Origin of the sequence: Pedobacter sp. (assembly GCF_039594775.1) — a bacterium.
In the GTDB taxonomy this organism is placed as follows: domain Bacteria; phylum Bacteroidota; class Bacteroidia; order Sphingobacteriales; family Sphingobacteriaceae; genus Pedobacter.
This window is the reverse complement of the sequence record NZ_JBCNMT010000001.1, coordinates 830,983-855,411: the sequence shown is the minus strand read 5'-3', so window position 1 is coordinate 855,411 and position 24,429 is coordinate 830,983. Positions and strand designations below refer to the sequence as shown.

The window sequence follows — 24,429 nt, the reverse complement described above, 5'->3', positions numbered from 1 at the left end:
CTATTTAAATAATGTAGTATTAGGCCCAAAAATTAATCGAACCTAAATCTTTGGAACCATTTATCGTTCAGCATGAAACCTAAATGCACGTTTACATAACGCTCTTGAATAAGACCGTTGCTCACTTTTCCTCTTCTTCCAATTTCAGCAGAAACGTTCATTTTATAGAATGATGACCTTGCATAAGAAGACAAAGGCAATCCTAAACCAACTGTTACGGCCATTTGTTTAACATCTTGGTTATTCATTTGAATGTAAGTCTTGTCGTAAGTAAACCCTAAACGATAGTCTACTCTTTTGAAATAACCATTGATGGAAGTAATATCAGGTGTAAATTGTCCTCCTACAGAAAACCCATAAGTGTCTTTTAGGTTCTGGTTCACGTTATCAATAGACATTTCCGACCATTTACCCATACGATAATCAGCACCAAACAACCACTTATTTTCTTTTACCAAAGTAAAACCAAAGTTATGTATCAAAGGTAATTTTAGATTGGTTTTTCCATTTTCCACTGAGTATAAAGTATCTAAAGCAGATAGTTCGTTACCCTGTGAGTCTTTGTTATAGATGGTGATGTATTGACTTTTTTCTGATTTTAGCTTCGAGGCTGAAGTGCCCGAATAGCCTAGCACCAATGAGGTTTTATTTCCTAAGCGGAAATCATACTGTGCGCCATAGGTAAAGTTAAAACCGTAAACACTGTTTTTTAACTGGTCACGTGAATTAATGGCACCCACTTCATTTACATATTCGGTTGAGCGGTTTTGTATCAAGTTACCAAAAAGATATTCTGCATTGGCACCAATCCTGAAATGGTCGCCAAACTGGATTCCGTAACCAATATACGCTTTAGACAAACCTCCCTCGCCGCTATACAAATAGTCTACGGTTTTGGTATTTTCGGTAGTGGTTCCCACGCTCATTCGGTTACTGAAGTTATAACCAAGCTCCGAATAAGGCAAAATACCTATACTCAATGCAGATTTCATGGTTACCGGGAAAGCCATTGCCAAATGACTTAATGAAGAATTGAAGCTATTTTCGCTCAGGCTGCTGGTTTTTAGGTTAGCAAAGCTTCCCGACATACCAATATCCAAAGTGGTTAAACTAATTCCAGCGTAAGAAGCTGGGTTTTGCATATTGATATTATTGATGTAGCTCGACCTAAAAACACCCGTAGAGATTCCTCCCATACCTCTCTGGTTAGGCAAAACCGAACCTTTAAGGTTTCCTAAACCAAATTTAGAATATGGCGACTGCACGGTTGATTGCGCATAAGCTCCAAAAGAAGCCATTAGCAGGCAAGCAACATAAACATGCTTCATTTTTTTGTTCATTTTATAATGTAATAACTTCATTCAATCCTTTTAAGACCAGATACGGTTCATGGCTAATATGAGCGGCAAATATGCTATTTTTTAATTGTTTGTTCAAAAAAAGCGAATCGCCTCCGGTCAATACCACTTTTAAATTGGAGTTTCTTTTTTGTTCCAGGGCAATAAAACCCTCTATTTCGTTCACCGCTCCCTGCAACACTCCTCGCTTAATGGCATTCTGCGTATTGTTTCCTTCTTCTATAACTTCTTGTGTTTTATCCCAAGCCACCAAGGGCAAACGTCCAGTATAATGGTTCAATGCTTTAAAACGCATATTCAAACCCAAGCTTATACTTCCTCCAAAGTATTCGTTGTTAGCCGTAAGTACGTCGTAGGTAATACAAGTTCCCGCATCAATCATTAATGTATTTTGACCTGCGTATAGGCAATGTGCAGCAATTACCTTTGCCCATCTGTCCAAACCTAAAGTTTGCGGGCTTTCATAATAGCTTTTTATACCGCCAACAATCTGTGTACTAAAGCGCACATAGGTAGTGTGCTGTTTTAGCAGTTTTTCCAAATCATCTATCTGATTTCCCACACTCGAAATCGTTGAACTTACAATCTCATATTCGGCAATTAGTTTTAAGAGGTTATCCTCTTCTATTTTTTCGAGCCGCTCGAAATAGAGGAGTTCTTTTTGCTTAAAGACTGCTAGTTTGCTATAGGTATTGCCAATATCTATGACTAGATTATTCATCAAATATTTACATTACCAACAACGAATTACGAATAGAAAGAAACATTGTCAACAGTTTCATGCCACAAAGCTAACCATCTTTGGCAAGTTTCGAGGTATCAATTTGTTAAAAAAGGTTAAACAAACAAAAAGTACTGGATACACGCCACCAAAATCACAAAAAGTGTTTCATAGAACCACCGCTTTTTTGCGTTTGAAAAATAATAGGCAAGCAAGATGGCTCCAGAGGGTACGCATAGCACAAAATGCGCTACCGTAACACCTCGTTTGGTATAAAAACTAACAATGCTGATAACGAACATAAAAAACAGCATTTGGAAAGCTTTACGGGTGCTGATAAAACTTCTAAAAAAATTATCCCGCAGCTGAATTACAGCCATTACCATAATTAAACCTACCGGAATAAGTACCAAATAATCGTTGTAGTTAATTTGAAGGTTACTTGGAAATTTATTGGTTAAAGGCTGCCAAATATCAAAAAAACGGTCAAGATTGTCATTCCAGTAATAAAAAACCGCCACGAACATAAAAATGGTCAGAAAACCAATGATGCCAGAAATCCATTCCCGCCAGTTAAAAGGCCTGTATAAAAGCAAACTGAGCCACAGCATGAGCAGCAGCATCATAAAAGGGAAATAAATCAGCGTGCCAATAGCGATCAGCATGCCCGAATCGAACATGATACTCATGGCGTTTGAGGTCTTGGAAAGCTTTAAAAACTTATCGATTACCACAATCATCAAGAAGTTGCAAACGAGAGCGGGACTGAGCACCAAAAATTGCAGGAATAGACTGGTTCCCGAAATATACATCAGCGCTGGCAGGTAGCTAGGCTTGTTTAAAAGACCATGGTTATTGATGATCCTATTGAAAATCAGTGCCTGCACTAGCACAATCACCGCCGCAAAAAACACATTTGCCTCAGGAGATAGTGCATTATTAGGGATATTGATGAAAAACCTGGTATATGATTCCAGTATTTCAAAATTAAGTTCAGAAGGTAAATTGAAAAAGATAACCAACCGCATTAAAACGGTATAGGCTACCAATAACAATAGGTTAATAGGATGTAAGCTTCTAAACTGATTAATCATGCCAAATTACGAAGGCAAAGTAAAGAAATTTATCTGGCAAAAGTGTTTACCGCATGTGCAATAATTGCAGCAGTCTCATCTGGAAAATCAAATTGGTGCTCTTGCGGATTGGCAACAAACTCTTTCAGAATAGGTACCCAATTGCGATTACTGCCCCAAATTACTGGCAATCCAAACTGTTTTAAGGCATAGGCATTGCACTGCTGCTCGTATTGAAAACGCATCGGCGCTACCAACAACTTCTTACCCAAATATAATGCTTCTGCTGGCCCTTCAAATCCACCACCTGTAAAAACACCCTCACAACTGGCCATGCTTGCATTAAATTTTTCGTTATTCACGGGTTCTACAAACACATTTGCATCGTGATAGGCTATCTTGGCATGTTTGGAGAAAACTTCCCAACGCACCTGAGGAATTTGCTTCAACACATTAACCAAGTCCTTGTCGTCAATAGCTGGCAAATAAACGGTATAATGTCCCTCATTAGAAGGAACCAGCTGTCTAATCTCACTTCTAATGACAGGTTTATAGATAAAATCATCGTACCTATCAAAATGAAAACCTATATGATGTGTAGTAGGTGCATACCTGCTCAAAATAAGCTTTCCCCAATCAATGGTTTTGGGACGCGGCACTTTTTTAGATTTGAACGATGCCTGATGGCTTAAGGAAACACTTTCAATTCCCTGCAACTTGCAAGCCCATGCAGAAATGGGTTCAAAATCATTTAAAATAAGGTTATAGTCACGCAGTGGGATGGCCTTCATGTCTCTCCTAAATTGAAAGAGATTCATGTTTTTCCAAGTTTTGTAATGGTCTACCCCACCTTTTTTCCCGAAGATAAAGCTGAAGCCATGAAACCTATATTTAATCTCATAGGCCAACTTCACATCAACCTGTGTGCCCGAAATCAATAAATCCACCTCACCATGTTGTTGTAACAGAGGGATAATTTCCCTTGCTCTGCTTACATGCCCATTGCCCGTTCCCTGTATCGCATAAAGTATCTTCATTGGCTCCTAATATCAATATTTTTTAGGCACTAGCCAATTCCGAGTTTAATTTTCTGCAATAAAATATTCACGTCAAGTTTCCCATGTAGGTCTTCTCCATCCGAAAGCTCGCCCAATTCCACTTCATCTTTCACAAAGTTTTTAGCTTCGTATTTAAAGATGTCCCATTGCCCGTGGTGATATTCCAAAGCCGTAAGATTCTCCACCCAATCGCCACTATTTAAGTACATCACCTCGCCTCCTTCGGCCAAAATATTTCTTTTTTCAGGCTGGTGGATATGTCCACAAACCACATAATGATAACCGTTTTCAATAGCTAGCTCCGCAGCCGTTTCTTCAAAACTGTTAATAAACTTCACGGCATCCTTAAACTTAGCTTTGATTTTTTTAGAGAAGCTCATTTTTTCCCTTCCAAACAAATTCAGGCCCCAATTCACCATACTGTTTAGCAAAATCAAGCTGTCGTAGCCAATCGCCCCAAGTTTAGCCAACCATTTCGAGTGCTGCATGGTCACATCAAAAATATCGCCATGAAAAAACCAGGCCTTCTTCCCATCTATTTCTAAAATAAGCTTGTTCTGCAGATAAAAAGAGCCTAAGCTCATATCAGCAAACTTGCGCAACAGCTCGTCATGGTTTCCTGTCAAATAATAGACATCCACACCTTCTACTACAAACTTCATCAGCTTGCGCAAAATTTTCATGTGTGTTTCGGGCCAATATCGCTTACTGAATTGCCAAATATCTATGATGTCACCATTTAAAATCAGTGTTTTTGGCTTAATGCTCTTTAGGTATTTTAGCAATTCTTTAGCGTGGCAGCCGTATGTACCCAAATGCACATCAGAAATAACCACAATTTCTACATTCCTTTTCTCCATAAATTATTTTGGGAACAGTAATTAATCTTCGTCTTCGCCAACAGTTAACTCGTACGGACTAAAGAAAAACGCCACAAAAACAATTAAGCATACCAATAGAAATAGTTCAAGCATCTTTTGAGAATATTATCTGATACAAAATTGCAGCACACTGATTAACTGATTGTTAAGACATCGTTATGTTTTCTCTAGTCAAAATCTCATAGGTTTATGATGCTCTAGACCAATAAACCTATGAGGTTTGCTAAAGTGGTGATCAGGTTATGTAACAACGTACATACACCAAAATTTTGCCCAAACCAGCAGGAATAGTTAATATTGGAATTCAACCGAACCAAAATGAACGAAAATTCTTCTAGCCTAACCTTTAAATCCAAAACACATTTCGAAATTTTAGATGGTCTGCGAGGCATTGCTGCCCTTGGTGTAGTGGTATTCCATTTTATTGAAATGTATACTCCCCATCCCAAGGATTTAATTGCCCATGCTTATCTAGCTGTAGATTTTTTCTTTTGTCTTTCAGGGTTCGTGGTTGCTTATGCCTATGACGACAGGCTGCCTCAAATGGGATTGAAAACGTTTTTCAAACAAAGGTTAATCAGGTTGCATCCGTTAGTTGTTTTAGGTACCGTATTAGGCGTGCTGGGATTTATTTTTGATCCTTTTGGCAACCAATGGGAAGCTTATAGTGGCTGGAAGATGGTATTGCTATTTTTTGCCTCTGTTTTAATGATTCCGTACCCTATTATTGGCGAAAGAGCTTTTAATAATTTTGGTTTAAATGCCCCAGCGTGGACACTTTTTTGGGAGTACGTAGCCAATATTGTTTATGCATTGGTATTGCAACGCCTTAAGAGAGTTTGGCTATTATTACTCGCCGTGTTAGCGGCAATTGGTATTTTCTACGTTGCAAATTCCGCTGGAAATATTAGCGGAGGCTGGTCAAAAGATAATTTTTGGCACGGAGGCGCTAGGGTTGCATTTTCCTTCTTAGCGGGCATGTGCATTTTCCGTTATCAAATGATCATTAAAAACAGGTTAGGTTTCCCTTTATTGGCCTTACTGCTAGCCCTTGCTTTTTTCGTGCCCTATAACGATAATTGGAATTGGCTTAGTGAACCCTTGATCATTATCCTTTACTTTCCATTTTTAGTCGCTTTGGGAGCAGGAGCCACATTAAATCCAGTCCAGCAGGGCATCTGCAGGTTTTCTGGGCAAATCTCCTATCCACTATATATTACCCATTATTTCATATTATGGTCGTTTGGCAACTACTATGGTCAAGTGCAGCCAAATGCACAAACATTGGCCTGGGTTATTCCATCTTTAATTGCAATGCAGCTGACCATCGCTTATTTAGCCATGAAATTTTACGATCTGCCTATTAGAAAGTGGCTATCTCCAAAGAGATAAAAATTTTATTTTCAATAATACTTGAAAGTTTAGAAAATAAAATTATCTTTGGATATGGAATTAGCAGAAGGTAAACAAAAATTCATTGAAGCTTGGGGCAGAATAGGCTCCGAATGGGGAATTAATAGAACCATGGCTCAGGTACATGCTTTGTTGCTTATTAGTCCAGAGGCCCTTACCACCGAAGAAGTAATGGAAGAGCTCAATATTTCAAGAGGTAATGCCAACATGACTTTGCGTGACCTGATCAATTGGGGACTGATTGAAAAACAGCACAAACCAGGTGAAAGAAAAGAGTATTTTGCTGCGGATAAAGATATTTGGAATGTAGCTAGACAGGTGGCCAAAGAACGTAAAAAACGTGAGCTGGAGCCCATGCTTAAGGTTTTAAAAGAACTTTCTACGGTTGAAGGCGATAAAAATGACAGGGCCTACGCCACCTTTAATAAGTCGGTGACGGATATTAATAAACTGGCTAACAATGCCGATCGCATGATTGACACCATGTTAAAAGCGGAAGAGAGCTGGTTTTGGAGCTCCGTGCTGAAGATATTCAAATAAGCAAAAAGCATTAGAGCCTTAATTGGCTTTATTTTTTAAGCATAACTTTCATTAATTATTGAAAATTCAAAAAATAAAATCATGAAAACATTAGCCAACCACCTTATTCTTTATGATGCTAATTGTCCAATGTGCAACATTTATACTTCTGCCTTTGTGAAAACAAAAATGTTGGATGCTAATGGTAGAAAACCTTATCAGGAAATTCCAACAGACATTTGTCCTTACGTTGACATGAAAAGAGCGGTGAATGAAATAGCCTTGGTAAATACGGAAACGGGGCAAGTTAGTTATGGTGTTGCCAGTATCTTTAAAATTTTGGGCAACACCATGCCAATATTCAAACCATTATTTGCGCTTCAGCCCTTTATTTGGCTAATGAGTAAAGTTTATGCTCTGGTTTCTTATAACCGCAAGGTTATTATCCCTGCCAAGGCAAAAGCAAATGAGCTTCTACCCGATTTCAAGTTACACTATAGGCTTATCTATTTGTTCTTGAGCTGGTTCGTCACGGCATATATCCTTACCAATTATGCGAAAGTGATCAGTCCAGAAATCCCCTTTGGTAATGACTATAGAGAATATTTCATTTGCGGCGGACAAATTCTTTTTCAAGGTTTAGTGTGTCTCCTTTATCGCCCTGCAAAAACTTGGGATTACCTCGCCAACATGATGACCATTTCATTAGCTGGAAGCTTTTTACTATTGCCCATGTTATGGGTCGGAAATGCCCTTAATTTAAATGCCTTACCCTATATCGCCTATTTTCTATTGGTTGCTGGTTTAATGTTTTTAGAACACCTCAGACGAAGTAAAATATTGGGATTGGGGCTGTTATTGAGTGCCAGCTGGGTAATTTATCGTTTGTTGGTTTTAGGTTTAATTATGGTCGATTAAGAAAATGAAAAAGTTCAAAAAAATAGTACTTGCAGGAGGTAGCGGATATTTGGGTCAAGTATTTGCGAAACATTATCGTGATATTGCCGATGAGGTAATTATCTTGGCTAGGAAAACACAACCAGACATAGGTAACATCAAATGTGTCATTTGGAACGGAGAAACTGCAGGCGACTGGTGCAGTCACTTGAAAAATGCGGATCTTTTAATCAATCTCTGCGGTAAGAACGTAAACTGTCGATATACCGATAAAAATCAAAAAGCAATCGTCGCATCTAGAGTAACTCCTACCCTATTATTGAATAAGGTGATTGCTGAAATGGCAAACCCTCCCAGTGTTTGGATCAACATTACATCTGCCACTATTTACCGACATGCTGAGGATAGGGCCCAAGACGAACTCACCGGAGAAATTGGGTATGGCTTCTCTATTGAGGTTTGCAAGCAATGGGAAGAAAGCTTTTTTAGTACCCAACTTGCCAAGACCAGAAAGGTTGCGCTTAGAATGGGAATTGTTTTCGGCAGGGCCGGTGGAGCTTTCCCTCGCTTACTTAATCTTGTTAAACTGGGTTTAGGTGGTCGTCAAGGTGATGGAGAACAATATGTAAGTTGGGTACATGAACAAGACGCCGCTTTAAGCACACAATGGATATTGGAAAATAAAGATATCAGCGGCGTTGTCAATTGCACCGCACCAAATGCCACTAAAAACACCACCTTAATGAAAACGATGAGGGATATTTATGGCGTGCCATTGGGTTTACCTTGCCCTACTTGGATGCTCACTTTTGGTGCTTGGCTAATTGGTACCGAAACGGAATTGATTTTAAAAAGCAGGTGGGTTTATCCCAAACAATTGGAAGACAGCGGTTTCAAATTCCAATATCCAACCGCCGCCATTGCCATTAGAGATTTATTGAGCTTACGAATGTAATGGTTACTTCACCTCCTCGTAGTCTACAAAGTCGCCTAATTTATCAGCATTGCCTTTTTTCTTCTCTTTTTGAGGCATGTAATCTATAGAAATTGTTCCTTCTGGACGACGTGGTCTTTGTTGTTGCTGTTGAGCTTGGTTTTGCATATTGCCAAAGGCATTTCTAATGACAGCAGGGAATATCATCCTTACCAGCAACCTGATTACCCATAAAACAATTATCGCTATTAATAGAAAATTTAATATATATCCCATTTTTTTACTCTTATTACAAATATAGACTTTGCCTATTGCTTTTTGTTTCAAATAACGTTTTTCATTGCAATTTCATTACAATTCGAACGGTTTATGGTGTATTTAGCGGCAAAACTGTTACAAAACAACGATCAATTATCTTCAACAATCTCGCAAACTCTGCCTATCTGTCCATCTTCCAAACGCACTTTTATACCTCTTGAATGGAAAGCGGCGGAAGTCAACAAGTTCTTCACCACACCATACGTGACAGTGCCTGTTCGCTGGTCTTTCTTTAAGATAATGCCAACTTCCAATCCTGGATAAATATCTTTTCTATTCTGTCCTTGCATCTCGTTATCGTTAAAATTCCAAGCTCTCGCTAAGGGAGTTTGCTAAAATCAATTTGAGGTTTTTTATTGTTTTGTTTTCTGTCAAACATCGTTTTGGCTGGTGTAAAATGATTAAAGAAACCCCCATTCATTAGGCAAAAACTATCGCCGTCCAGACCGCCAGCATAATCTTTACGGTAGTTTATGTTACCCGTATTATCGGTAGTAAAACGTGCAGTATTTAAAGAAATCCAATTGCCTTTGGTATCGCAAACCCATTGATTATTGAACAACACCTTTCGTGAATGGGCACCATAGGCCGGAATAAAATTCTCTAAAAAGGAATGGGGCCTTTTCAAATAGGTTTGGGTTTTTGGTCGCTTAAAAGAAGCAATCAATTGCCATTCGTTAAGCTCCGGCGCAAAAAAATAAGCGGTATAAGTTGTGGTGCTGTCTCTAATATTTGAATTTGGAGCAACTCGCAGCAAGAATTTATAAGTATTGCCAGCTTTCCAACTATACTTAAGATAGCTTTGTCCGCCAGAACCTTCATTGCCAAACTCGCCGGTGTGTACGTCTTTCCCTTTTTTCAGCATCAAAATTCTATGGCTATCGGGAATGTCTTTAGGATTGTCTGTAGTAAACGGACTCCAAACGGAAAACAACACTCTTCTTTCGGTAACAGAGTTCACTTGAATACCAAAATAACCTTCACCAAAGCCATTGGCCATAAAGTAAGAACCTATTACATCTTCATTTTTTGGCACCGTTAGCTCATTATAAAACCATTCTGCTTCGGTTTGTGCAGGTAATTGATAGTTCAAATGCACGGACGGACCTCTTCTTCCCCAATGAAAGAAATTACCTTCATTATTTTTTACATAAGATGTTTTTGTAGTGATTGCGCTTCCTGATAGCATCAATCCTCCGATATCAGGGAATTTTTCACCCGTTTTTTTTAAGCCCTTAATGGTGATGGCAACGTAGCCTGTATCCTTTATTTTCCATAAGCCTACTTGCTTTGGAAAATCTTTCCCTTCAATTAGTTCTACTGTTTGGAATTTATTGTTAATGCCCACACTTATTTGGTTATTACCAATCACATTTACGACTTTGTCTAAAGCTACTTTTAACTCTCCAGGTTGCGTTAAGCGAACATAAACTTTATAAACAATATCACTACTATTCCAGTTTACAATTCCATTTCGAGTAATAGTTTTGTCGTTACTTACACTAGTGTAAGCATTACCACCCATGGGGACGGCTATTTGATGTTCACTTTGTGCAAAAAGCAAATTACTCATGCAGATCAACACAATACTCAATAACCTTTTATTCATTTTATTTTCCAAATCTTTCTTCAAAAACTTTTTCAAGTGCAAACATTTCGTCGCGTAAGCGGGCTGCCAATAAGAAATCCATATCCTTGGCCGCCTTTTGCATTTCTTTACGAGATTTGTCGATAGCCTTTTGCATTTCTGGCTTGGTCATGTATTGCACTACAGGATCTGCAGCTACACTTACTTCATCCACTTCTACATAAGCTTTTGCTCTAGCTTTCTGCTTCTCCGAAACTTCCAACACAGAAGTCTGTTCCAAAATTTCTGATTTTGATTTACCTACTGTCTTTGGGGTAATGCCATGTTCCAAGTTGTAGGCAATCTGTTTTTCTCTGCGTCGATTGGTTTCCGTAATGGTGCGCTCCATAGAATCGGTTATATCATCGGCATACATAATTACTCTTCCTCTATCATTACGTGCCGCACGACCAATGGTTTGTATCAGTGCTCTATCTGAACGCAAAAAACCTTCTTTATCGGCATCTAAAATAGCCACTAAACTTACTTCTGGCAAATCTAATCCCTCTCTCAAAAGGTTGATTCCAACCAAAACATCAAACTCTCCCAAACGCAGTCCCCTTAAAATCTCTACCCTTTCCAAGGTTTTTACTTCGGAATGGATGTAGCGACATTTGATGTTCAATCTGTCCATGTATTTAGTCAACTCCTCGGCCATTCGTTTGGTCAGCGTTGTCACCAAAACCCTATCGCCTTGCTTGATGGTTTTATCGATTTCATCCAGCAAATCATCTACTTGGTTAATGGCTGGACGGATTTCAATTAACGGGTCTAACAAACCCGTTGGTCTAATTACCTGCTCGATCACTACACCATCAGATTTTTGGAGTTCGTAATCTGCTGGCGTAGCACTTACATAAATGGTTTGAGGGGCTAAACTTTCAAACTCCTCAAAATTTAAAGGACGGTTATCTAAGGCCGAAGGTAAACGAAAACCATATTCTACCAATGATAATTTACGGGACCTGTCGCCACCGTACATGGCCCTAATTTGCGGTACCGTTACGTGGCTTTCATCAATCACCATCAAATAATCGTCTGGGAAGTAGTCTAACAAACAGAAGGGGCGCATTCCAGGTGTACGACCATCAAAGAAACGAGAGTAATTCTCAATTCCGGAACAGTAGCCCAACTCTTTCATCATTTCAATATCGAAGTTTACCCTTTCTTCCAAACGTTTGGCTTCCAACAGCAGTCCATCGTTTAACAGCTGATTCTTACGAACTTCCAACTCTTCCTGTATTCCCCAAATAGACTGGTTAAATCTGTCTTTTGGAGTGACGAAAAGATTAGCTGGATAAATAGAGATATCATCCAGTTTTTCGATGGTTTTTCCCGTTACCGGATCAATAGCAGATAGTTCTTCGATATCATCGCCAAAGAAAGAAATACGATAGGCGTAATCCATGTAGGCAGGATAGATATCTACCGTATCTCCTTTTACACGAAAGGTTCCTCGTTTGAAGTCGTTGATGGTACGGGCATATAAAATTTCTACTAGATGGTGCAAAAAGGCATTTCTACTTACTCGGGTACCTACACCAAATCGATATACAGATTTTGAAAAGTCTTCGGGGTTTCCCATACCATAGATACAGGAAATAGAGGAAACGATGATTACATCTCTACGTCCAGAAATTAGCGAAGAGGTAGACCTTAGCCTTAGCTTTTCTATTTCTTCATTGATCTGCAAGTCTTTTTCAATATAAGTATTGGTGGTGGGCATATAAGCCTCTGGCTGATAATAGTCGTAATAGGAGACGAAATAGTTCACTGCATTTTCGGGAAAGAACTGCTTCATTTCGCCATATAGCTGAGCCGCCAAAGTCTTGTTATGACTAAGGATCAACGTTGGTCGCTGGGTTTGTTCAATCACATTGGCCACGGTAAATGTTTTGCCAGACCCCGTCACTCCCAAAAGGGTTTGATAGTGGTCGCCAGCATTTACGCCTTCAACCAGCTGGGCAATTGCTCCAGGCTGATCGCCAGTGGGTTTATAATCGGAAATTAATTTGAACTTCATGATATACAAAGATACGGTTTAGGGATTAACCTAAATATACACAGTAAGTTTTTGTATTCTCTCTTTTACCTTATTCTTGATGAAAAGGTAAGCAAAAACCGTTTAACCCCGAGTTCCTTTAGTTGCCGCTAGCATCCTGAATACAGGGTGCTCGTCATCTCGACCGCAGCGAAGCGAGCGGAGAAATCTTTCGATATGCAATTTGGATATATCGTTAGATTTCTCCTATCGTCGAAATGACGAGTTAGTTTGGTTATGGGTAAAACCTACGAGAATTAATCTCAGCATAACGTTGCGCTTAACTAGATGCGACCAAAGCAATCCTCAAAAACAATAATCCATTTCAGTTTTTAAAAAGAAAGCCTCGATAAATCGAGGCCTTCAGGTATGATCCGAGAATTATTATCTGCTTTTTTTCACTTCCAACTGCATAGGGTTCACACCTTCCGATTGCCCTCTGCCTGAAGCTCCTTGAGCGGCTTTGAACAACTGGAATTTAGAAGGAGCTGCTTCTACCGCGCCCCAAGTATTATTGCTTTCATTGATATCAGCAGTTTCGCGGAAAGGATCCACTTTAATGGCTGCCACTTCCTTATCCAAAGCATAGAATTTAGAAGTTTTGAGTTCGTTGAGCCTCCATATCTGTGCCGGTATTCTATCTACCGTTTTGGTGCCATCCTTAAAGGTAAATTCCACAATAATTGGCATTACCAAACCGCCTTTATTGCTAAAGTTAAGTTCATAAAAATGCTTATTGCTATATTTTGCTTTTTCTTCAGTCGTAAATTCTTCAGCGGGCAGCCTTATCTCCTTTGTTTTTACTTTACTGCTATCTACCTGCACCAAACCTCTGGCATATTTCCAATAAAAATCACGTGCTTCTAAATCCTGATCGGTATAGAACTTAATTCTTTTATCTTCCCTGTTTCTTTGCTTGCTAATGTCATCATCGGTTAACATTGGCTTGCCTACAGTTGGTTTATCTGTCCTAGTTTTTGCTGGCTGAGGGAAATCCGCTTTTGCATATTTCACTTCATCTAAAGAAATATCACAAACATCGGTACTGTAAAACCAGCCCCTCCAAAACCAATCTAGGTCTTCGCCACTGGCATCTTCCATGGTTCTAAAGAAATCGGCTGGTGTTGGATGTTTAAAGGCCCATCTTCTAGAGTATTCTTTGAAAGCGTAATCGAAAAGTTCACGTCCCATGATCGTTTCACGGAGAATATTTAAGCCTGTAGCAGGTTTGGCATAAGCATTTGGACCAAACTGTACAATATTTTCCGAATTGGACATAATAGGCTCTAGTTGGTCTTTTGGCAATTGCATATAAGGCACAATGGCATATGCTGGCCCGCGTTTACTTGGAAATTTATTGTCCCAAGATGATTCGGTCAAGAATTGCGTAAAAGTATTCAATCCTTCATCCATCCATGACCATTGACGCTCGTCGCTATTAATGATCATTGGAAAAAAATTATGCCCAACTTCGTGGATGACTACGCCAATCATTCCATTTTTTACCGTTTCGCTATAGGTACCATCTTCATTTGTTCTTCCGTAATTGAAACAGATCATTGGATATTCCATACCATTAGCTGCTTCGATACTTTGCGCCACTGGATATGGATAAGGAATGGTGAAATCTGAATAGGTTTTGATGCTATGCGCAACTACTCTGGTAGAAAATCTACTGTAGAGATTGTACGCTTCTTTTCCATAGAAACTCATGCAGAGTACATCTTTATTTGCGACTTTTTGGTTCATGGCATCCCAGATGTATTTACGAGATGAAGTCCAAGCGAAATCTCTCACATCCTTAGCGTGAAAAATCCAAGTTTTTTTAGCGGTCGATTTATTTGTTTCAGCGGCTTTGGCTTCGGCCAAGGTTACAATTTCTACAGGCGCCTTAGCTGTTTTTGCTGTATTAAATCTCGCCAGTTGAGCTGGCGTAAGTACTTGGGCATAGTTTTGACATTCGCCAGTTGAGCCCACCATATGGTCTGCTGGCACGGTCATTTGCACTTTGAAATCGCCAAAGGTTAAAGCAAACTCACCCCTACCTGTAAATTGGTGGTTTTGCCATCCCTGAAAATCGCTATAAACACAAAGACGAGGATACCATTGTGCCATGGTAAACAGATAATTACCATCACTAGGGAAATATTCATAGCCACCTCTGCCACCTTTTGCAATTCTATCGACAATTTTATAATTCCAATCGATATTGAAAACGAATTTATCTCCAGATTTTAAAACTGGCACTTCAATTCGCATCATGGTTTTATTGATGGTATATTCTAGGTTTTTACCTTGGGCATCGGTAATTTTCAGGATATTAAACCCAAAGCCATTATCATCTGTTTTAAGTGCAAAATTTTCCAACTGCTTGTCGGTAGCGCTTTGGGGCATTTTAGTGGCACTTTGATAATTGGCATTTTTAAGGTTATTATGCTGGTTCTCATCCAGCTGGATCCAAATATAGGTTAGCGGATCTGGCGAGTTGTTATGATAGGTAATGGTTTCACTTCCCTTCAAAGTTTGTGTGTTTTCATCCAATTCGCATTTGATATCGTAATCGGCACGCTGCTGCCAGTATTTTACCCCTGGTGCTCCACTTGCCGTACGTTGCTCGTTAGGGGTAGGTAGTATGGTTCCTAACTGCTCAAACTTGTTACCGTGGTTACTTCCGGGGTTGTTTTGGATATTTTGCGCCATAACTGCCGAAGCAAGTAATGTAGCGCTTAAACAAAAACCGTAAAATCTTTTCATCTAATATTTATTTTAAAAAGGTATTCGCTGCAAAGCCATCTGTAAAGCTAACGCAAAAACAGCGGAAGACACAAATATGATCCAATCTCGTTGCCTTACTTTGAAAAAATACAGAAAGATTCCTGATATCAACATGGTTAAAGCCACGAAAATAATTTGTCCTACTTCTAGCCCTAAATTGAAGCCAAATAAACCCCAACCTATATATTGGTCTTTTGCCAACATCATACGGACCGAATTTGCAAAGCCCATTCCGTGAATTAAGCCAAAAAACAATGCCAAGTAGTAATTTAGTTGTACACTTTTTTTTCTTTTTTCGTTCTTTAACAAATTGGCAACTGCCGTGATAAAAATGGTACATGGAATTAAAAACTCTACCCATTTGCTATCGAAACGAATAATATCCAAGGTGCTTAACGCTAAAGTAATGGAGTGTCCAACGGTAAATGCAGTAACCAATATTAATATTTGCTTGACCTGCTTGGAAGTGTAGACCGCAACAAGAGCCAAGATGAATAGCTGATGATCTAATGCATCTAAACTGATAATATGTGACCAACCTAGCTCAAAATAGAATAGGAAATCGGAAAAGGGCATGTAAGATTTTAATTTTAGCTAGTTAATTAAACCTAAGTTAGGTTCTTTCTGTTACTTTTAAGGCTTAGTTAAAAAAATGACCCCAATATTTTCAAAATTGTTACTTGTTTTAATGCTCTCTTTTAGCTTTTTCTCGAACGAAGAAGTTAAAAAGCATCCTTTCCACGTCAGTAACACCGAAGTTTCTTACAACACCAAAAGTAAATCCTTAGAAATTACTTGTAGAATTTTTACGGATGACTTTGAAAATGTACTGAATAAGCGATTTAAAAGTAAGATTGACCTGTATACCAAGAGCCAAGTAAAGGAAATGAACGCCTTTGTGAAAAGTTATTTAGAGGCCAACTTGAAATTTATGGTTGACGGGAAAGCGGTTAAGTATAATTATCTAGGATTCGAAAATGACCATGAAGCCACCAATGTTTATTTAGAGATTGGAAATTCTCCTTCTTTTAAAACACTGGGTGTGGACAATAGTATTTTGTATGATTTGTTTGAAGACCAGATGAATATTCTTCATGTAGAAAAAAATGGAAATAGAAAAAGCACCAAGGCAAGTTTTCCGGAAAGGAAAATGGGTATTTCTTTTTAGGGTTGTTTGGGCGGATTAGTTGTTTTACTTTAATACCCTAGTCTTCGACTACCATCTCTGGAATAGGGAAAAGAAGGTTGCAATTCCCCTATTCCAGGGGTGCTCAACGGGCGGAGTCTTTTTAAACCCCTAATTTCTGAACCTCCCCCTTTAATTCCCCCTCTCCGAGGGGGAATTAAAGGGGGAGGAAAAAATCCTTCCCATATTTGCACTTACACGACAGGATGCATCTTTGATATTAACAAGCCTAATCAAAAAAGTCCCGCAGGTGCGGGACTTCACAAACAATATTAATCATTAACGGGTGATTTTTCTATTGAAAAACCCTAACATAGTCTACAATATACTTCTGCGGGAAAACAGTGTTGGCATTTGGAGCGCCTGGCCAATTTCCGCCTACGGCAAGGTTAATGAGCAGAAAGTAAGAACGCCTAAACTCGTCTTTATTCGCACCAGTAGTATCAAACGTGTAAAATTCTACATTGTCTACATACCATTTTAAAGAGGTAGCGGTCCATACTAAGGAGAATACATGAAATTTATCATAAAAATCTCCAGAGGTTAAGGTAGTTGAGCCGCCAATATATTTATGTCCACCATCTTCATAATGTACCGTCCCGTGAACGGTATTGTCTTTTCCTGGGCCACCGCCTACCATTTCCATGATATCAATTTCTCCAGAGAATGGCCACGGTGAGGTACGGATATTTGCGCCTAAAGCCCAAAACGCTGGCCATATTCCTTGTCCTTTAGGGAGTTTTGCTCTAAAATCGATACGACCATAAAGGAATTCCTTTTTGTCTTGCGTGGTTAATCTCGAAGAGGTGTATTCTTTGCCTCCATACGATTCTTTTTTAGCGGTAATAGTCAAATAACCATTATGTACCCTAGTGTTCTCTTTACGGTAGTATTGTAACTCCCAGTTACCCCATCCTTCTACTCCATTACCTTCTTCAAAGTTCCAAAATTGGGCATCTAAGGCATCACCATTAAACTCATCTCGCCAAACAAGGGTCATCCCAGGGTAGGTTTCGGGAGAGATATAGCCAGTGTTATCAATTACTTCATCTATATCTACCGTAATCTTTTTGGTAAGCTCAATGGATTTATCACTTGATGAATATGCGGTTACTTTCACCGTGTAACTTCCTCCTTGAGTATAAATGGTAAAGGCTTTACCATCATTAGACCTGATGCTCTCATTACTGCCTTGACCAAAACTAAAGTAGTAACGATCTGCATTAGTTGCTGTTGCCACAAAATCAACCCTACCTGAACCATCAGTACTTACGTTGGCTACCAATTGAAGGTTGCTCGGTTCTACTGCCTTGGCCTCTTTCTTACAACTCAGGCTCATGGTCAACATTAATCCAATGAGCAACCAGTTTCTAAACAAATTTGTATCTACTTTCATCTTCTCGGTTTCTTTATATTAACAATTTAGGCAATTACTCTTTTACAAAAAATGGGATATTTGCCGTAGCTACTTTATTCTTTCCATCTTCTACATACACAAATAAGCGGTACGCCCCGCCAATTTTTGGAGCAGTAAGATTAATTTTTCCATTTCCTTTATTGGTGTGCACCATCTGTAAGGCTGCCGGCTTGTCTTCATGATCCCCACCCTCACCTACCTTGGTTGCTTCAGGTAATAATTCCCAACGGTAATTTAAGCGGTCATTGTCGGGATCGATAGCAACTACTTCTGCTTCATAACTACCCCCCGGTTTTAAGTACACACTTTGATTAGCTCTTTGATTGTTTAATAGAAAACCATATAAGTGTGGCGCTTTGTTTTTTGGGAAAGTTCCCTTCCAAAGATAATGCATCATATCAACCACTTCATTTTCTTCGCCTTTGGCAGTAAAAAGGCCATACCAAGTAGGCGTTCTTTCTTGCTTTTGGCCCCATAAAAACACGTAGGAGCCTAAACAATTAGCCTTATCTCTTTCGATACCATATTGATAACGGTTTTGATAAACTGCCGCTTTTTCGGCGCTGGTTTCTTCTATGGGAGCATTCCATTCAGTTTGCAAACCTTCCCAATGCCCTGTAGGTCCCCATTCAGTTACCAGGTAAGGGCCGTTCCAACCCGCGGCTTTAATTTTGGCAGGAAGTTCGGCTAAACCTCCATAAGTATTAATTGCCAAAAGTTCGATGGCAGGTGCACTAGCTTTAATGTGCTCTATTTCTTTTTTATTGATACCCGCTAATACGGTAGTGACCAAATGGTTGGGATCAACTTCCTTGATCATTTTAGCAATGTCGTTAACGGCTTCCCATACTTTTGGATTTTTGTAAGACAGGTTAAGTTCATTCCCAATGCCCCAAGTTAACAGCGCCGGATGGTCTTTGTATTTCAGTACTTCTGCTTTCACCCGCTCAAACTGCTTTTTAACAGCAATGGGGTCGTCGTAATTAAAACCATGGCGTTCTGGCGTAACGGGCAAGCCCATCATTACGGTTAATCCATTTTTTTGGGCCGAGTCGAGGACATTTTTCGCTCCATTGGTGCTCCATGTACGAACAGAATTTCCACCGTAAGCTGCCACTTTATGGTAATAGGAAGTGCCACCCGCACCTTTAATGAAATACGGGGCGCCATTTCTAAATAGCCCGAAACCCATATCAGTTTTCTTTACTTCAACTTTTATGGGCTGGGGTGATTCGTTACTTGGCAATTTTTCGGCAGCAAAAAGATTGCTACAGATTGTTGCACACATGACAATAGTGCTATAAAGTATTTTCTGCATATGATCAGGATTAAACCTGTACATTAAAATTTCCCCCAGCAGTGGAGGAAATTTTAATGTCATTTTCTATTAATTGTTATGGATTAGGGGTTAGCTTTCTGTTTCTCTCCATTTCTATTTGAGGAATAGGGAAAAGGTTATAACTTTCTTTATATACCCTGTTTTCTAATACAGCTTTGGTATAAGTGATGGAACCATCGGTATTTTTGATGACATTCATTCTGTAAACTGGGCCATTAAAATAGGTCATTCCAGTTTTCCAACGGCGCACATCATAAACACGCTGTTCTTCAAAGCAAAGTTCTACCCTACGTTCGTTACGGATTTTTTCACGTAAAGTGGCTTGCGAGAAATTTCTGGTCAGCAATGGCAGTCCACCTCTTGCACGAACTTTATCTAAGGCATCGTACACGGTACCGTCAGGTCCACTAAACTCATTTTTAGCTTCGGCGTAGTTTAACAACACTTCTGCGTAACGCATATAAATCCAATCGTTATCTCCTCCTTGATACACAGCATCGGCAGTCATATTTTTCTCGTCGATGAACTTGCGCAAACCGTAACCTGTTTTAGTCCTATCACCGTTGGTACGGCTATTGGCATTACCATCAGGGAAAACTGCAAGATCAGCACTTTGGAAAGTTTCTACCGTAATACCTTTAAATTGCGAACCGTTCATCAACATCGCTTTATCTAAACGGGTATCGCGATTTGCATAAGGATGTTGTGGATCATATCCAGAACCTGGTTCATCAGGGCGTAAGCCAGTAGTTCTCATTTCAAAAGCATCTACCAGGTTTTGTGTTGCGTGGAAAGCCCCCCAACCGCCCCAACCTGTTGGCGTAAAGCTCATGTGCAACATCCAAGCGCTTTGATGCGTACGATTTGGACGACCAAATTTCTTTGCAAAAATGACCTCTTTGTTGCCTGCTTTGGTCATGAATAATTGATAGTAATCTGGGTAAAGATCATAAGTTGCAGGAGCTAAAGCCATCACCTGTTGTGCCGCTTTTGCCGCGTCATCCCATCTAGAGGCAATATTGCCTGGGTTATTTAATGGACTAGCGTGGTAAAGCAACACCCTTGCTTTTAAGGCCAATGCTGCTCCTTTTGTAGCCCTGCCCAATTCTGCATCCGGATAACTTGGCAATAATACTGCAGCAGCCTCATCACATTCCTTAACGATAAACGCTACACACTCATCATAGCTGTTCCTAGGCACTTCCAAATCATCGTTCACATTTTGTTCTGTGGTAATTAATGGAACTCCTCCAAACGATTTTACTAGATCTGCATAAGCAAATGCTCTTAAAAATTTGGTTTCAGCCTTTAAACGATTTCTCAATGCGACGTTGGTGGTAGGTACACCGTCAACACGTGCAATGAGGGTATTTGCCTTTCTAATTAAACTATAGTTAACTGCCCACAATTGCGTGCCCTCTGAAAAATGGGAGTTTAAATCTCCTGCTTGCACTCTATTCATTGGCAAATCATTGTGACCTTCAATATCATCCGTCATCATATCCAAGTTAGAGAAACCACGTGCCCAATCTTGGTCATAACCGAAATCTCTACGTTCAAAGCCACTTAACAAGGATCCGTAGATATCGTTAACAAATTGATTGGTAAGAGTGATATCTTGAAAAACGGCGGCATCAGATACGAAATCGATTGGTTTAATATCCAATAGATCTTTTTTACATGAGAAAGTTGTAAACGTAATTATCATTACGCCGATCAACCATTTATATCTTTTGTTCATTTCTTTTCTTTTAATAGTAATCATATCGACGATTGGTAATTAGAACTGTATGTTAAGCCCAAAAGTGTAAGTCTTTTGTTGAGGATAGTACCTACCAATACCGTTGGTGTTCTCTGGATCGAGGTTGATCAAATCGGTAATGGTGAACAAGTTTTGGCCTTGTGCATAAATCCTTAGGCTATTTGCTCCAATTTTAGATAATAACCTGTTTTTAAGCGTATAAGCAAGCTCTACATTTTTTAACCTGATATAGCTTGAATTTTGTACCCAAAAACTGCTTACCAAATAGTTGTTGCCATTGGTATTTAAGGTTAAGCGAGGTAGTGGGGCATCCGGGCGAGCAGGTGTCCATCTGTCTAACCACTCCGCATTTACGCGACCACCGTTATGAAAAGCCCAAGCAGCATTTTGTGTAAACAATTGTTGCGATTGTGCTGCACCTTGGAACAAGAAGTTCAATTCAAAACCTTTGAAATTCACCCCACCATTAATACCATAAAGAATTTGTGGCAACGAGCCATTCCCTAAATAGGTGATGTCATCATCGTTGATGATACCATCGCCGCTAATATCTTGATATTTGATATCACCAGGGCCTGTAGAACTTAAATATGCGGTATGTTTTGGCGAAGCTGCGTAATCTGCCGCATCTTTAAAAATACCAATCGCTTTGTAACCGTAAATACCGCCGTTTGGTCTTCCTGTGATACGTCTATGAGCAGGAATGTTTGAAGCTTCTGCCGCTTCTACAATTTTATTTTTAGCATAGGTAAAATTACCTCCAATGAAATATGACAAATCATTGGTTAATTGTTTGTTGTGATTAAGCACTAACTCCAAACCTTTATTGTCAACAATCCCGAAGTTTTCAGCTGGCAAGGCAGCACCAAAACTCAATGGAACTGATAGTGATCTTGTCGCTAAAATATCCTTCCTTCTTTCTTTAAACACAGTGAAATCAACGCTTAATTGGCTTTTGAAGAATTTAGCTTCAACACCAGCGTCCATTTTAACGGAAGTTTCCCAAGTTAAATTTTCATTGGCGATAGCTCCAGGGGTTAAGCCAGTCACAAAATTACCACCAAATGGGTACACGTTAGGCACCAAGTTATAACGGTTATAGTAACCAAAACGGCTAGGGATACGGTCGCTACCCAAAGTACCATAAGAAGCTTTAAGCTTTAAAAAGTCGATGAACTTTACATTTTGCATGAAGTTTTCTCTGGTGATTAACCAACCTGCAGAAAATGCAGGGAAATAGCCTGTTCTTTCTTTCGGCGCAAAGTTCTCCGACTCATCTCGTCTTAAACTTGCTTGGAAAAGATATTTACCATCGTAATCGTAGTTTACACGTACCGCAGCACTACGCAATGCTGTTTTATCTTCACCATCACTCAATACCTCATTTAAAGCTGGACCGAAATTTAAAATCTGCAAAGCAGAACTTTCATAAGAGTTTCTAGCTCCATAAATTCCTGTACCTTGATTTTGCTTTTGCAATACTAAAGCCAAAGCAGAGATACCATGTTTACCAAATCTTCTGTCGTAATTGATGTGACCTTGCAATTCAGTACTTTGCCCTTCGCCATATCCTTTAGAAAGAGATGATTTTGATTGTGAGTTAACGGTATAAGTTCCATCGTTATTTCTCACATAAAGTGGCACCCATTGATTCCAAGTTTTATTTTGGTTAAAGTTTCTATCAAAAGCTAAAACTCCCTTGATTGAAAGACCTTCTACGCCCGGTATTTGTTGTACCACTTGAAGATTACTCATAAAATAACTTGCAGAATTTTTGTTATAGCCACTTTCCTCGCTGATCAATGCCAGTGGGTTTGGATATACACCTGGCGCTGCCAACAAGCCATTAGAAAATCTAGCAGGCTGCACTGGCGGATTACGCATGGTGTGCTCGAAAATGTTATCTATACTAGCTGGCGGAGACTGTTTGTTTTCCATTCTTCCCGATAAATCAACCGAAATTTTTGTGGTAGAAGTTGCTTGAATATCAATGTTGCTCCTTATGTTATATCTCTTATAATTTAAAGAGCTATACAAACCGTCTTCGTTTAAGTAACCGAAAGAAGTAAAATATTTGATTTTTTCGCTACCGCCCGCTAAAGATAAATTGTGCTGCATTCTTGGTGCAGTACCACCAAGCACTAAATCCATCCAATCGGTATTAGGATTTGCATCCGGGTCGGTTCCATTTTTAAAAGCCTCCAAACGCTCCAAAGAAAATTCTGGCGTTGCATTTGGGTTGTCATTTAATTTCGCTTCGTTGTACAAAACAGCATATTCATAAGAACCTAAAGCATCTGGCAATCTGGTTACCTTTGAGAAACCATAGTTAAATGAATAGTTGGTCGATAGTTGCCCCGCTTTACCACGTTTGGTAGTTACCAAAACAACACCATTTGCACCTTTTACCCCGAAAATTGCAGCAGAAGAAGCATCTTTCAAGATACTAACACTTTCAATTTCATTGGGATCCATTTGGCCAAAGTCACGGCCTGTACGCACTACTCCGTCTATCACAAACAATGGCTCCATGCTACCGCCACCAAAGGTTGAATTACCTCTGATGTAGATTTGGGTACCATCAGCTCCTGGCTCACCAGAAGGTTGCTTGGTAATTACACCAGGAGTACGTCCGGCAAGGGCATTACTTAAATCTCCAACAGGTGTTTGAACCAGTTGCTTATTGTTTACGGTGGACACCGAACCCGTTACATTACTTCTCTTTTGAGTACCAAAACCTACAATTACCACATCGTTAAGCGAGTTGGCAGTTTCGTCTAACACCACATTAATAGTTTCTGATTTGGTAATCAAAAACTCCTGAGTGGTCATTCCTATAAAAGAAAACACCAAGGTAGTGCCTGCCTTCGGGACAGTAATGGAATACTTGCCATCTGCTGTCGTAGAAACTCCGTTTGTAGTGCCTTTAATAATTACCGAAACACCTGGAACTTCTTTGCCCAATCTGTCCTTCACCACACCAGAAACAGTAAGGTTCTGTGCGAAGGCGCTCTGCAGCGCAAACGAACAAATTAGCAATACGATTAATAGTCGAATTTTTTTCATATTTATATTTGGTCTTTTAATTTCACAATACCGTTAACGGCTCA

The 24,429-nt window shown here is 39.5% G+C and carries 20 protein-coding genes; 5 read left to right on the top strand and 15 right to left on the bottom strand.

The window, feature by feature from the left end:
• Positions 1-32: 32 nt before the first annotated feature.
• The 5 genes from ABDV71_RS03715 to ABDV71_RS03695 form a co-directional block, all read right to left on the bottom strand.
• A complete protein-coding gene (locus ABDV71_RS03715) occupies positions 33-1,361 on the bottom strand; it encodes a hypothetical protein (RefSeq protein ID WP_343531077.1) in 1,329 nt (442 codons plus the stop codon).
• Positions 1,342-2,079, bottom strand: coding sequence for a type III pantothenate kinase (locus ABDV71_RS03710; RefSeq protein WP_343531076.1), 738 nt, complete (start codon positions 2,077-2,079; stop codon positions 1,342-1,344). The genes ABDV71_RS03715 and ABDV71_RS03710 overlap by 20 nt, the downstream gene beginning before the upstream one ends.
• Before the next feature lie 116 nt (positions 2,080-2,195).
• Positions 2,196-3,173 carry a DUF6427 family protein gene (locus ABDV71_RS03705; RefSeq protein ID WP_343531075.1) on the bottom strand — a complete coding sequence of 326 codons (978 nt, stop codon included), beginning with the start codon at positions 3,171-3,173 and terminating at the stop codon, positions 2,196-2,198.
• Between the two features lie 29 nt (positions 3,174-3,202).
• Positions 3,203-4,189, bottom strand: a complete 987-nt coding sequence (locus tag ABDV71_RS03700; protein ID WP_343531074.1) for a glycosyltransferase family protein — start codon at positions 4,187-4,189, stop codon at positions 3,203-3,205.
• A 29-nt stretch (positions 4,190-4,218) separates the two neighbouring features.
• On the bottom strand, positions 4,219-5,070 hold the full coding sequence (locus ABDV71_RS03695; protein ID WP_343531073.1) for a UDP-2,3-diacylglucosamine diphosphatase: 852 nt from the start codon (positions 5,068-5,070) through the stop codon (positions 4,219-4,221).
• A 339-nt stretch (positions 5,071-5,409) separates the two neighbouring features.
• On the opposite strand from ABDV71_RS03695, the gene ABDV71_RS03690 reads away from it, so the two are divergent.
• The 4 genes from ABDV71_RS03690 (at position 5,410) to ABDV71_RS03675 (ending at position 8,875) form a co-directional block, all read left to right on the top strand.
• Entirely contained in the window at positions 5,410-6,483 is a 1,074-nt protein-coding gene (locus tag ABDV71_RS03690) for an acyltransferase (RefSeq protein WP_343531072.1), read from the top strand.
• 54 nt (positions 6,484-6,537) lie between these two features.
• A complete protein-coding gene (locus ABDV71_RS03685) occupies positions 6,538-7,044 on the top strand; it encodes a helix-turn-helix domain-containing protein (protein WP_343531071.1) in 507 nt (168 codons plus the stop codon).
• Positions 7,045-7,125: 81 nt separating this feature from the next.
• Entirely contained in the window at positions 7,126-7,941 is an 816-nt protein-coding gene (locus ABDV71_RS03680; RefSeq protein ID WP_343531070.1) for a DUF393 domain-containing protein, read from the top strand.
• A gap of 4 nt (positions 7,942-7,945) precedes the next feature.
• A complete protein-coding gene (locus tag ABDV71_RS03675) occupies positions 7,946-8,875 on the top strand; it encodes a TIGR01777 family oxidoreductase (RefSeq protein WP_343531069.1) in 930 nt (309 codons plus the stop codon).
• A 3-nt stretch (positions 8,876-8,878) separates the two neighbouring features.
• Here ABDV71_RS03675 and ABDV71_RS03670 read toward each other — a convergent pair whose 3' ends face one another.
• From ABDV71_RS03670 to ABDV71_RS03645, 6 genes are all read right to left on the bottom strand, one after another.
• Positions 8,879-9,130 (bottom strand): DUF4834 family protein, encoded by a 252-nt coding sequence (locus tag ABDV71_RS03670; RefSeq protein ID WP_343531068.1) that lies wholly within the window; start codon positions 9,128-9,130, stop codon positions 8,879-8,881.
• Positions 9,131-9,261: 131 nt separating this feature from the next.
• Positions 9,262-9,462 (bottom strand): YwbE family protein, encoded by a 201-nt coding sequence (locus ABDV71_RS03665; RefSeq protein WP_343531067.1) that lies wholly within the window; start codon positions 9,460-9,462, stop codon positions 9,262-9,264.
• 29 nt (positions 9,463-9,491) lie between these two features.
• Positions 9,492-10,781, bottom strand: a complete 1,290-nt coding sequence (locus ABDV71_RS03660) for a DUF3472 domain-containing protein (RefSeq protein WP_343531066.1) — start codon at positions 10,779-10,781, stop codon at positions 9,492-9,494.
• A gap of 1 nt (position 10,782) precedes the next feature.
• On the bottom strand, positions 10,783-12,822 hold the full coding sequence (gene uvrB / locus ABDV71_RS03655; RefSeq protein ID WP_343531065.1) for an excinuclease ABC subunit UvrB: 2,040 nt from the start codon (positions 12,820-12,822) through the stop codon (positions 10,783-10,785).
• 402 nt (positions 12,823-13,224) lie between these two features.
• A complete protein-coding gene (locus tag ABDV71_RS03650) occupies positions 13,225-15,594 on the bottom strand; it encodes a M1 family metallopeptidase (protein ID WP_343531064.1) in 2,370 nt (789 codons plus the stop codon).
• 12 nt (positions 15,595-15,606) lie between these two features.
• Positions 15,607-16,191: a HupE/UreJ family protein gene (locus ABDV71_RS03645; RefSeq protein WP_343531063.1), complete on the bottom strand. Its 585-nt coding sequence runs from the start codon at positions 16,189-16,191 to the stop codon at positions 15,607-15,609.
• A gap of 76 nt (positions 16,192-16,267) precedes the next feature.
• Here ABDV71_RS03645 and ABDV71_RS03640 point away from each other — a divergent pair, with 76 nt between their 5' ends.
• Positions 16,268-16,783, top strand: a complete 516-nt coding sequence (locus ABDV71_RS03640) for a DUF6702 family protein (protein ID WP_343531062.1) — start codon at positions 16,268-16,270, stop codon at positions 16,781-16,783.
• Positions 16,784-17,096: 313 nt separating this feature from the next.
• On the opposite strand, the gene ABDV71_RS03635 is transcribed toward ABDV71_RS03640, so the two are convergent.
• The 4 genes from ABDV71_RS03635 to ABDV71_RS03620 form a co-directional block, all read right to left on the bottom strand.
• Positions 17,097-18,197 (bottom strand): glycoside hydrolase family 16 protein, encoded by a 1,101-nt coding sequence (locus tag ABDV71_RS03635; protein WP_343531061.1) that lies wholly within the window; start codon positions 18,195-18,197, stop codon positions 17,097-17,099.
• Positions 18,198-18,231: 34 nt separating this feature from the next.
• Positions 18,232-19,536 carry a glycoside hydrolase family 2 TIM barrel-domain containing protein gene (locus tag ABDV71_RS03630; protein ID WP_343531060.1) on the bottom strand — a complete coding sequence of 435 codons (1,305 nt, stop codon included), beginning with the start codon at positions 19,534-19,536 and terminating at the stop codon, positions 18,232-18,234.
• A 76-nt stretch (positions 19,537-19,612) separates the two neighbouring features.
• Positions 19,613-21,298 (bottom strand): RagB/SusD family nutrient uptake outer membrane protein, encoded by a 1,686-nt coding sequence (locus tag ABDV71_RS03625; RefSeq protein WP_343531059.1) that lies wholly within the window; start codon positions 21,296-21,298, stop codon positions 19,613-19,615.
• A 39-nt stretch (positions 21,299-21,337) separates the two neighbouring features.
• The gene (locus ABDV71_RS03620) at positions 21,338-24,385 is read right to left on the bottom strand and encodes a TonB-dependent receptor (RefSeq protein WP_343531058.1); all 3,048 of its coding nucleotides are present in this window, start codon (positions 24,383-24,385) and stop codon (positions 21,338-21,340) included.
• Positions 24,386-24,429: the final 44 nt, after the last annotated feature.